Raw genomic sequence first — 10,210 nt, forward strand, 5'->3', positions numbered from 1 at the left:
ATGACCATGGCCAAGCGCGACACCTACACGCCCGAATCGCTGCTCGCGGTCGCCGTCCAGGTGTTCAACGAGCGGGGCTACGACGGCACGTCCATGGAGCACCTCTCCAAGGCGGCCGGCATTTCCAAGTCCTCGATCTACCACCACGTCAAGGGCAAGGAAGAACTGCTGCGGCTCGCGATAAGCCGCGCGCTGGACGAGCTCTTCGCCGTCCTCCGGGAGCCGGGCGCCGAGGAGGGCCGGGCGATCGACCGGCTGGAGTACGTCACCCGGCGCACCGTGGAAGTGCTGATGAGCGAGTTGCCGTATGTGACGCTGCTGCTGCGCGTCCGGGGCAATACGGACACCGAGCGCTGGGCCATGGAACGACGCCGCGAGTTCGATCACGAGGTCGCCGAGCTGCTCAAGCGGGCCGCGGCCGACGGCGATCTCCGGGCGGACGTGGAGGTGCGGCTGGCGACCCGGCTGCTCTTCGGAATGATCAATTCCGTGGTGGAGTGGTACCGCCCCGAGCGCGGTGGTGCCGCGACGAGCGACGAGGTCGCCGACGCCGTGATCGCCACGGCCTTCGCGGGGCTGCGTACGTACCGCTGAGGCCCTGACCGTGGTGGTCCGGCCGCCGGGCCACCACCATCACGGCCCTAGCCGCCCCCGCCCTCCTGGAGATCGGTCTCCTCGAAGACCAGCAGTGTGCGGGTGCTCAACACCTCGTCCATGGCCTGGATGCGGGTGAGGACCAGCTCGCGCAAGGCGCGGTTGTCCTTGGTGTGCACGAGCAGCAGTACATCGAAATCACCGCTGACCAGGGCGATGTGCGCGGCTCCGGGCAGCGCGTGGAGCTTTTCCCGCACGGTGCGCCAGGAATTCTGGACGATCTTCAGCGTGATGTACGCCGACGCGCCCTGCCCGGCCCGCTCCTGGTCGATCAGCGCGCTGAACCCGCGTATGACGCCGTCGTCGATGAGGCGGTTGATGCGCGCGTAAGCGTTGGCGCGCGAGACGTGCACCCGCTCGGCCACGGACCGGATCGAGGCGCGGCCGTCGGACTGGAGCATGTACAGGATGGAACGGTCGATGTCGTCGAGCGGGCGCGCGGGCGCCCTCGCTCCCGACGTGGCCATCTGTTCCTCCGGCATACCGTCCCGCCTCCCCTTCATGGACGCCCTGTCCATATCTCAGGCTGTGGAGAACCGTTTGTCCACAGGCTCGGGCCGCCTGTAGCCAAAATGCGCCGACGACCGAACAATCGGTAGGGAGAGCGCGGGTTTCCTTCGGTAACGCGTTCCGGTCAAGCTCGTCCTTGAGGAGGTGCTCGTCATGACGGTCCTGGAGCAGCCCGGTTCGTACCGGCCCACCCCGCCCCCTGCCTGGCAGCCTCGCACCGACCCCACGCCGCTGCTGCCCGACCCGGAGCCGTTCCGTCTGCTGGGCACCGACGCCGCCGCGGACCTGGACCCGGAGCTGCTGCGGCGGCTGTACGGGCAGCTTGTGCGCGGTCGCCGCTACAACACCCAGGCCACCGCGCTGACCCGCCAGGGCAGGCTGGCCGTGTATCCCTCCTCCACCGGTCAGGAGGCCTGCGAGGTCGCCGCCGCGCTCGTCCTGCAGGAGCGGGACTGGCTCTTCCCCAGCTATCGCGACACGCTCGCCGCCGTCGCCCGCGGCCTGGACCCCGTTCAGGCGCTCACCCTGCTGCGGGGTGACTGGCACACCGGCTACGACCCGCACGAGCACCGGGTGGCCCCCCTGTGCACCCCGCTGGCCACCCAACTCCCGCACGCCGTCGGCCTCGCGCACGCCGCGCGCCTGAAGGGGGACGACGTCGTCGCGCTCGCCATGGTCGGCGACGGGGGCACCAGCGAGGGCGATTTCCACGAGGCGCTCAACTTCGCCGCGGTCTGGCAGGCGCCGGTCGTCTTCCTCGTGCAGAACAACGGCTTCGCGATCTCCGTGCCCCTGGCGAAGCAGACCGCCGCCCCCTCCCTCGCCCACAAGGCCGTCGGCTACGGCATGCCCGGCCGCCTGGTCGACGGCAATGACGCGGCGGCCGTCCACCAGGTCCTGTCCGAGGCGATGCGACGTGCCCGCGGCGGTGGTGGCCCCACCCTGGTCGAGGCCGTCACCTACCGCATCGAGGCTCACACCAACGCGGACGACGCCACCCGCTACCGCACCGACGCCGAGGTCGAGATGTGGCGCGCCCACGACCCGATCCTGTTGCTGGAGCGCGAGTTGACCAGCAGGAAGCTGCTGGACGAGGACGGCATGGAGGCCGAGCGGCAGGCCGCCGAGCGGATGGCCGCCGATCTGCGCGAGCGGATGAACCAGGACCCCTTGCTCGACCCGATGGATCTCTTCACTCATGTTTACGCCGAGCAGACCGTCCAACTGCGCGAGCAGGCCGACCGGCTGCGGGCCGAGCTGGCCGCCGCCGAGGAGCTCTCCCCCGGCCACCAGGAAGGAACGCAGCGATGACCGCCGCGGCCGTCGACACCGCCCGTAAACCCGTCTCGATGGCGCAGGCGCTGGGCCGGGCGCTGCGCGACGCCATGGCCGACGACCCGGCCGTCCACGTCCTCGGTGAGGACGTCGGCGCGCTGGGCGGCGTCTTCCGGGTCACCGACGGCCTGACGAAGGAGTTCGGCGAGGACCGCTGTACGGACACGCCGCTGGCCGAGGCGGGCATTCTCGGCGCGGCCGTGGGCATGGCGATGTACGGGCTGCGGCCGGTGGTCGAGATGCAGTTCGACGCCTTCGCCTATCCCGCGTTCGAGCAGCTCATCAGCCATGTCTCCCGCATGCGGAACCGGACGCGCGGCGCGATGGCGATGCCGATCACCGTGCGGGTGCCCTACGGCGGCGGGATCGGTGGCGTCGAGCACCACAGCGACTCCTCCGAGGCGTACTACATGGCGACACCGGGGCTCCACGTGGTCGCGCCGGCGACCGTCGCCGACGCCTACGGGCTGCTGCGGGCCGCGATCGCCTCCGACGACCCGGTGATCTTCCTGGAGCCCAAGCGGCTCTACTGGTCGAAGGGCGACTGGTCGCCGGACCGGCCCGAGGAGGTGCCGGGCATCGGGCGGGCGGTCGTCCGCCGGGCGGGCACGTCGGCGACGCTCATCACCTACGGGCCGTCCCTGCCGGTCTGTCTGGAGGCCGCGCAGGCGGCCACCGCCGAGGGATGGGACCTGGAGGTCGTCGACCTGCGGTCACTGGTCCCCTTCGACGAGGAGACGGTCTGCGCGTCCGTGCGCCGCACCGGGCGGGCCGTGGTCGTCCACGAGTCGACCGGTTTCGGCGGCCCGGGCGGGGAGATCGCGGCCCGGATCACCGAGCGGTGCTTCCATCACCTGGAGGCGCCGGTGCTGCGGGTCGCCGGGTTCGACATCCCGTATCCGCCCCCGATGCTCGAACGGCACCACCTCCCCGGGGTGGACCGCGTGCTGGACGCGGTCGCGCGGTTGCAGTGGGAGTCGGAGTGGACCGCGGGTTCCGAGGGGGGTACGCGCTGATGGCCGTGGTGCACGAGTTCACGCTGCCCGACCTGGGGGAGGGCCTCACCGAAGCGGAGGTCGTCCGCTGGCTCGTGGATGTGGGTGACGTGGTCGCCGTCGACCAACCGGTGGTCGAGGTCGAGACGGCGAAGGCGATGGTGGAGGTTCCCTGTCCCTACGGCGGCGTGGTGACGGCCCGCTTCGGGGACGAGGGCACGGAACTGCCCGTGGGAGCACCGCTGCTGACGGTCGCGGTCGGCGACCCGGCACACTCGGACCTTGACCCGGCTGCCCCCGCAGGCCCCTCCGCCGCCACGGAATCCGCCGGGGCCGAAGCCGAGGGTTCGGGGAACGTGCTGGTCGGGTACGGCACACAGGCCCCGGCGGCACGTCGGCGCCGGGTCCGCCCCGAGACGGGCGGCTCCCGTACGAACCCGGGCCCGGCCGGCCGGGCCCCGGCGCCCCCGGCGGCGCCCCCATCGACGCCCGCGCCGCCGGCCCCGCAGGCGGACGCCTCGGCATCCACCGCCGTGGCGGTGATATCGCCGCTCGTACGGCGGCTCGCCCGCGAACACGGCCTGGATCTGCGGCAGGTACGCGGCACCGGCCCCGACGGGCTCATCCTCCGGGCGGACGTCGAGTACGCGGCACGTGCCCTGGAACAGTGCGCGAAGGACGAGGCGCGGCCGGCACCCCATGCCGCCCCGCACACCCACGCGAGGGCCACGGGTGTGGCGGAGACCGGGGTTCAGCGCATCCCGCTGCGTGGAGTGCGGGGTGCGGTCGCGGAGAAGCTGAGCAGGAGCCGCCGGGAGATCCCGGACGCCACCTGCTGGGTGGACGCGGACGCGACGGAGCTGATGGCGGCTCGCCGGGCGATGAACGCCGGCGGTGGCGAGAAGGTGTCGCTGCTGGCCCTGCTGGCGCGCATCTGCACGGCCGCGTTGGCGAAGCACCCGGAGCTGAACGCGACCGTGGACACCGAGGCGCGGGAGATCGTACGGCTGCCGGGGGTGCATCTGGGGTTCGCCGCCCAGACCGAACGGGGGCTGGTCGTTCCCGTGGTGCGCGACGCCCACGCGCGCGACGCGGTCGGGCTGTCCCTGGAGATGGCACGGCTCACGGAGGCCGCACGAACGGGGACGCTCGCCCCGGCGGAGCTGACCGGCGGCACGTTCACCCTGAACAACTACGGGGTGTTCGGGGTCGACGGCTCGACGCCCATCCTCAACCATCCCGAGGCCGCGATGCTCGGTGTCGGCCGCATAGTGCCGAAGCCGTGGGTGCACGAAGGGGAGTTGGCGGTGCGGCAGGTGGTGCAGCTGTCGTTCACCTTCGACCACCGGGTCTGCGACGGAGGTACGGCGGGCGGCTTCCTGCGGTACGTCGCCGACTGTGTCGAACGGCCGGCGGTGCTGTTGCGGTCCCTCTGACGGAACGGCCGACCGAGCCCCGGCCGCGAAAGGTCAGGAGGGGAGAACCCGGGCGGCGGTCGCGGACCCGACGGGACCGGGACCGGTAGCAACCGGCATCGGGATCGGGATCGAGGCCGGGGACCGGTAGCAACCGGCAACAGCATCCGGAGCGAGACCGGTAGCGGAACCGGCTCCGGGGCTTCCGGGAGCGCCATACTCGTCGGATGACTGGTTACGACGCGGTGGTGCTCGCCGGAGGTGCGGCGCGCAGGCTCGGCGGGGCGGACAAACCGGCTGTGCGCGTCGGCGGGCGCACACTGCTGGACCGGGTGCTCGGCGCGTGCGCGGACGCCGGGGAGACCGTCGTGGTGGGGCCGCGTCGGCCGACCGCGCGAAGCGTCCGGTGGGCGCGCGAGGAACCGCCCGGTGGCGGTCCGCTCGCCGCGCTCGCCGCCGGGCTCGGGCAGACCGCCGCGCCCATCACGCTCGTCGTCTCCGCCGACCTCCCCTTCCTGCGGGCCGACACCGTACGGGCCCTGCTCGCGGCGGTCGCCACCGGTGAAGTCGAAGGGGTGCTGCTCCGCGACGTCGACGGACGCGAGCAGCCTCTCGTCGCCGCCTACCGGACCGAGCCGCTCCGCCGAGAGCTCGCGCTCCTCGCCACCGAGTACGGCAGTCTCGTCGGGCTGCCGCTCCGGCTGCTCACGGCCGAGCTGTCGCTCGGCCGGCTTCCGCACCCCACCGCCTCTTTCGATTGCGACACCTGGGAGGACGTTGCCACCGCCCGCGCGCGCATCAGGGACGATGGGAGCGTGCTGGATGAATGGATCTCCGCGGCCAAGGCCGAGCTGGGCATCGAACTGGATGTCGACGTGACCGCCCTCCTCGATCTCGCGCGCGACGCCGCGCACTGTGTGGCCCGCCCCGCCGCACCCTTGACGACGTTCCTCGTCGGCTATGCCGCGGCCCAGCGAGGCGGCGGGACCGAAGCCGTCGCCGACGCGACCCGCAAGGCCGTCGCGCTCGCCGCGAGATGGGCCGAGGAGGCGCAAGCGGCTTCAGGGTCTCCAGGTGCCCGAGGGGCCGATGGTGCCGGGCCGGCGGACAAGGCGGGGGGCTCGGCGTGACGGACCGGGACGCGGACGCCGCGCTGGACCGTGCCGCCGAGGAGGCGCTTGCGCTGTTCGCCGACGACCGGAGGGCACCGGGCGATCGGCGGGAGGGCCACGTCCGCCGTCCGCAACGTGCCTCGGACCTCGCGGAAACGGTGCGCTGGAACGTGGCCGACTGGGCCGCCGCGGACTGGGGAGGGCCCGCACCCCACGACGCCCATGACGGTGCCGACAGGCCCTCCGGCGGCCTTTCCGACCATGAGGCTTCCGACCATGGGCCTGCCGACAATGGGCCTACCGACCGTCCCTCCAAGGGCTCCTCGTTCAACGACGAGTTGTTCACCAGCGACCCCTTCAGCGAAGCGTCGCCCGGCGACAGGCCCACCCCCGACGACCGCTCCCGCCGAAGCGATTCCTCCCGCCGAACCGAATCCTCTCGTCGGCCCGATCCCTCCGACGAGTCGACCAGGCCAGCCGAGTCGGCCCAGCCCGCCGACGTGCCGAAGGAAGCCCCCGAGGCCCGTCCCCACGCCACCCCCTGGCACGCCGCCCGTACCGCCGCCGCACGTGCCGCCCAGCCCCTCCCGTCGGTCGTGCGCCCGCTCGGCGAGGCCCTGGGCCAGGCCCTCGCCGCGCCCCTCGCCGCGCTCACCGACCTGCCGTCCTTCGACACCTCCGCCATGGACGGCTGGGCCGTCGCCGGCCCCGGACCCTGGCGGCTCCCCTCGGAGGACGCCGCCCCCGAAGGCAGCGATACAGGCACCGGCGGCCGCACCGGTACAGGTACCGGCATCCTCGCCGGTCACGCCGAAGCCGCACCCCTCGGCGACGGCCACGCAGTCCGGATCGCCACCGGCGCCCGAGTGCCCCCCGGCGCCACCGCCGTGCTGCGCAGCGAGCACGGCAAGGTGCGCGGTGAGGGCCGCGAGCTCTACGCCAGCCGACACATCACCCAGGGCCAGGACATCCGGCCCCGCGGCCAGGAGTGCCGCCGAGGCGACGCCCTGCTGCCCGCCGGTGCCCTCGTCACCCCCGTCGTGCTCGGCCTCGCCGCCGCCGCGGGCTACGACGAACTGACCGTCACCTCCCGTCCCCGCGTCGAGGTCCTCGTCCTCGGCGACGAACTGCTCCGCGCGGGTCTGCCCCACGACGGCCGGATCCGGGACGCGCTCGGCCCCCTGCTCGGCCCCTGGCTGCGCGCGCTCGGCGCGGAAGTCATGGCGACCCGGCACGTGGGCGACGACCCGGAGGCGCTGCACACGGCCATCTCCGCGTCGACCGCCGATGTCGTCGTCACCACCGGCGGCACGGCCGCCGGGCCCGTCGACCACGTCCACCCCACCCTCCGTCGCCTCGGCGCCGAGCAGCTCGTCGACGGTGTGGAGGTACGGCCGGGCCACCCGATGCTGCTCGCCCGTCTCGAGCCCGGCCGCTACCTGGTCGGGCTCCCCGGCAACCCCCTCGCCGCCGTCTCCGGGCTGCTCACCCTCGCCGAGCCCCTGCTCCGTACGCTCTCCGCCCGCCCGGCCCCGCCCCCCTACCGCGCCCGGCTGACCGAGGCGGTCCAGGGGCACCCCGTCGATACCCGTCTGATCCCGGTGGTCTACCAGCACGGTGACCGGGCACGCCCCTTGCGTTTCCACGGCCCCGCCATGCTCCGCGGCATCGCCGCCGCCGACGCGCTGGCCGTCGTGCCGCCCGGTGGCGCGGACCAGGGCACCGAGGCCGAGATCCTCGACCTGCCGTGGACGGCCGACGGGATCGGCATCAGCGCCGACACCACCACAGGCACCGGGGGTACGCCGTGAAGCTGCCCGCCCACGACGCCACCGACCGTTCCACGCACCCGGACCCGAACGTCCCCCCGCCCGGTCACCACGGCATCTCCCCGGCGGACCGCGCAGGTCAGCACGACACCGAGCACCGGATCCTGTTGCCCCGCTACACGGCGGGCCCGCTCCGCCAGGTCGCCCGGCGGCTGCTCATGGCGCTGTTCGTCATGGTCGCGACGGTCCTCATCGTCTACTCGGACAGCTCCGGCTACCACGACAACTCCGACGGCAAGGTCGACTTCCTGGACGCCGTCTACTACTCCACCGTCACCCTGTCCACCACCGGATACGGCGACATCGTCCCGTACAGCGACAGCGCCCGACTGAGCAATGTGCTGCTCGTGACGCCGCTGCGCGTTCTCTTCCTGATCATTCTGGTCGGCACCACTCTCGAGGTCCTCACCGAGCGGACCCGCGAGCAGTTTCGCCTGACCCGCTGGAGGTCCGCCTTGCGCGAGCACACCGTCGTCATCGGCTTCGGGACGAAGGGCAGGTCGGCCGTGCAGACCCTCACCGCGACCGGGCTGGCCAACGCGCGGGTCGTGGTCGTCGACCCGAACCCCAAGGTCGTCGAGTCGGCGACCTCGCACGGATACGCGGGCGTCGTCGGTGACGCGACCCGCAGCGATGTGCTGCTGCGCGCCGAGATCCAGAAAGCCCGTCAGATCATCATCGCCACCCAGCGCGACGACACCGCCGTGCTCGTCACGCTCACCGCGCGCCAGCTCAACCGAGGCGCGAAGATCGTCGCGGCCGTACGGGAAGAGGAGAACGCCCCGCTGCTGCGGCAGTCCGGTGCGGACGCGGTGATCACGAGCGCGAGCGCGGCGGGCCGGCTGCTCGGGCTGTCCGTGCTCAGCCCGAGCGCGGGCACGGTCATGGAGGACCTGATCCAGCAGGGCAGCGGCCTCGACCTCGTCGAGCGGCCGGTGGTCAAGTCCGAGGTGGGGCGCGGCGTGCGGGACACGGACGATCTGGTGGTCTCCGTGCTGCGCGGGCACCGGCTGATCGGCTACGACGACCCCGAGGCGAGCCCGCTGAAGACGACGGACCGCCTGATCACGATCGTCCGGGCGCGGCCCAACGGGTCCGGCGAGTAACCGGGCCCCCGGGCCCCTCAGCCTCCCGGGCCAACGCCCGTCACGGAGAAGGAAAACCGACCGGGAAACAGCCCTACGCGTCGCGTGTGGCCCGCAGGCCCCGGGAGTAGCCTCGCGACCATGCATGCGATCACCATTCCCGAACCCGGCGGACCCGACGCCCTCGTCTGGGCCGAGGTCCCCGACCCGGTACCTGGCGGGGGAGAGGTCCTGGTCGAGGTCGTGGCCAGCGGCGTCAACCGCGCCGATCTGATGCAGCGGCAGGGGTTCTACGACCCGCCGCCCGGTGCCTCCCCGTATCCGGGCCTGGAGTGCTCCGGCCGGATCGCGGCGCTCGGGCCCGGCGTGAGCGGCTGGGCGGTCGGCGACGAGGTCTGCGCGCTGCTGTCCGGCGGTGGGTACGCGGAGAAGGTCTGCGTGCCGGTGGGCCAGCTGCTGCCCGTGCCCGACGGCGTCGATCTCGTCACCGCCGCCGCGCTGCCCGAGGTGACGGCCACGGTCTGGTCGAACGTCTTCCTCGTCGCCCAGCTGCGCCCCGGTGAGACCTTCCTCGTACACGGCGGCGGCAGCGGCATCGGCACCATGGCCGTGCAGTTGGCGAAGGCCGTGGGCGCGCGCGTCGCGGTCACGGCGGGCGGGCCGGAGAAGCTCGAACGCTGTCGTGAGCTGGGTGCGGACATCCTCATCGACTACCGCGAGCAGGACTTCGTCGAGGAGCTGGACAAGGTCACGGGCGGCGTCGGCGCGGACGTCATCCTTGACATCGTCGGCGCGAAGTACCTCCAGCGGAACGTGGACGCCCTCGCCGTCAGCGGCCGACTGGCGATCATCGGTCTCCAGGGTGGTCGCAAGGGCGAGCTGGACCTGGGCAAGCTGCTCACGAAGCGGGCGGCCGTGACGGCGACCTCGCTGCGCGCACGGCCGCCGGCGGAGAAGGCGACGATCGTGGCGGCGGTCCGGGAGCACGTCTGGCCGATGATCGCCGGAGGGCGGGTACGGGCGGTGGTCGACCGGACGATGCCGATGCGGGACGCCGCCGCCGCGCACCGCGTGCTGGAGGAGAGCTCGCACGTGGGGAAGGTGCTCCTCACGACGTGAGGAAGCGCGGGCCGTGACGGTGGGGGGGGGGGGGGAGGGGGGCCCCCCCCCCCCCCCCACCCCCCCCCCCCCCCCCTCCTCCCCCCCCCCCTCCCCTCGCTTAGCTGAGACAGCACACAACCGGGGTGAAGGGGGAAGGACAGAAACAGTGGGGTG

General features: G+C 72.9%; 9 protein-coding genes. 8 read left to right on the forward strand and 1 reads right to left on the reverse strand.

Annotated elements, in window-relative coordinates; genetic code table 11:
* On the forward strand, window positions 1-594 hold the full coding sequence (locus tag ACZ53N_RS22960) for a TetR/AcrR family transcriptional regulator (protein ID WP_184734704.1): 594 nt from the start codon (window positions 1-3) through the stop codon (window positions 592-594).
* Between the two features lie 47 nt (window positions 595-641).
* On the opposite strand, the gene ACZ53N_RS22965 is transcribed toward ACZ53N_RS22960, so the two are convergent.
* The gene (locus ACZ53N_RS22965; RefSeq protein WP_184734702.1) at window positions 642-1,136 is read right to left on the reverse strand and encodes an Lrp/AsnC family transcriptional regulator; all 495 of its coding nucleotides are present in this window, start codon (window positions 1,134-1,136) and stop codon (window positions 642-644) included.
* A 181-nt stretch (window positions 1,137-1,317) separates the two neighbouring features.
* Between ACZ53N_RS22965 and pdhA the strand changes: the two genes are divergently transcribed.
* From pdhA to ACZ53N_RS23000, 7 genes are all read left to right on the forward strand, one after another.
* Window positions 1,318-2,475: a pyruvate dehydrogenase (acetyl-transferring) E1 component subunit alpha gene (gene pdhA, locus ACZ53N_RS22970; protein WP_469142681.1), complete on the forward strand. Its 1,158-nt coding sequence runs from the start codon at window positions 1,318-1,320 to the stop codon at window positions 2,473-2,475.
* Window positions 2,472-3,515: an alpha-ketoacid dehydrogenase subunit beta gene (locus ACZ53N_RS22975; protein ID WP_469142682.1), complete on the forward strand. Its 1,044-nt coding sequence runs from the start codon at window positions 2,472-2,474 to the stop codon at window positions 3,513-3,515. The genes pdhA and ACZ53N_RS22975 overlap by 4 nt, the downstream gene beginning before the upstream one ends.
* Window positions 3,515-4,930, forward strand: coding sequence for a dihydrolipoamide acetyltransferase family protein (locus ACZ53N_RS22980; RefSeq protein WP_469142683.1), 1,416 nt, complete (start codon window positions 3,515-3,517; stop codon window positions 4,928-4,930). The genes ACZ53N_RS22975 and ACZ53N_RS22980 overlap by 1 nt, the downstream gene beginning before the upstream one ends.
* Window positions 4,931-5,136: 206 nt before the next feature.
* The gene (locus ACZ53N_RS22985; RefSeq protein WP_469142684.1) at window positions 5,137-6,039 is read left to right on the forward strand and encodes an NTP transferase domain-containing protein; all 903 of its coding nucleotides are present in this window, start codon (window positions 5,137-5,139) and stop codon (window positions 6,037-6,039) included.
* Entirely contained in the window at window positions 6,036-7,832 is a 1,797-nt protein-coding gene (locus tag ACZ53N_RS22990) for a molybdopterin molybdotransferase MoeA (RefSeq protein ID WP_469142685.1), read from the forward strand. Before ACZ53N_RS22985 ends, ACZ53N_RS22990 begins: the two co-directional genes overlap by 4 nt.
* On the forward strand, window positions 7,829-8,956 hold the full coding sequence (locus ACZ53N_RS22995; protein WP_469142686.1) for a potassium channel family protein: 1,128 nt from the start codon (window positions 7,829-7,831) through the stop codon (window positions 8,954-8,956). The genes ACZ53N_RS22990 and ACZ53N_RS22995 overlap by 4 nt, the downstream gene beginning before the upstream one ends.
* Window positions 8,957-9,076: 120 nt before the next feature.
* Window positions 9,077-10,054, forward strand: a complete 978-nt coding sequence (locus ACZ53N_RS23000; protein ID WP_469142687.1) for an NAD(P)H-quinone oxidoreductase — start codon at window positions 9,077-9,079, stop codon at window positions 10,052-10,054.
* Window positions 10,055-10,210 lie beyond the last annotated feature (156 nt).

It is taken from the genome of Streptomyces sp. NPDC033229 (assembly GCF_055576875.1).

Coding starts and splice junctions, on each gene's coding strand:
- ACZ53N_RS23000 (WP_469142687.1), top strand. CDS start 9,077: ATGCATGCGATCACCATTCCCGAACCCGGCGGACCCGACGCCCTCGTC.
- pdhA (WP_469142681.1), top strand. CDS start 1,318: ATGACGGTCCTGGAGCAGCCCGGTTCGTACCGGCCCACCCCGCCCCCT.
- ACZ53N_RS22960 (WP_184734704.1), top strand. CDS start 1: ATGACCATGGCCAAGCGCGACACCTACACGCCCGAATCGCTGCTCGCG.
- ACZ53N_RS22985 (WP_469142684.1), top strand. CDS start 5,137: ATGACTGGTTACGACGCGGTGGTGCTCGCCGGAGGTGCGGCGCGCAGG.
- ACZ53N_RS22965 (WP_184734702.1), bottom strand. CDS start 1,136: ATGCCGGAGGAACAGATGGCCACGTCGGGAGCGAGGGCGCCCGCGCGC.
- ACZ53N_RS22980 (WP_469142683.1), top strand. CDS start 3,515: ATGGCCGTGGTGCACGAGTTCACGCTGCCCGACCTGGGGGAGGGCCTC.
- ACZ53N_RS22975 (WP_469142682.1), top strand. CDS start 2,472: ATGACCGCCGCGGCCGTCGACACCGCCCGTAAACCCGTCTCGATGGCG.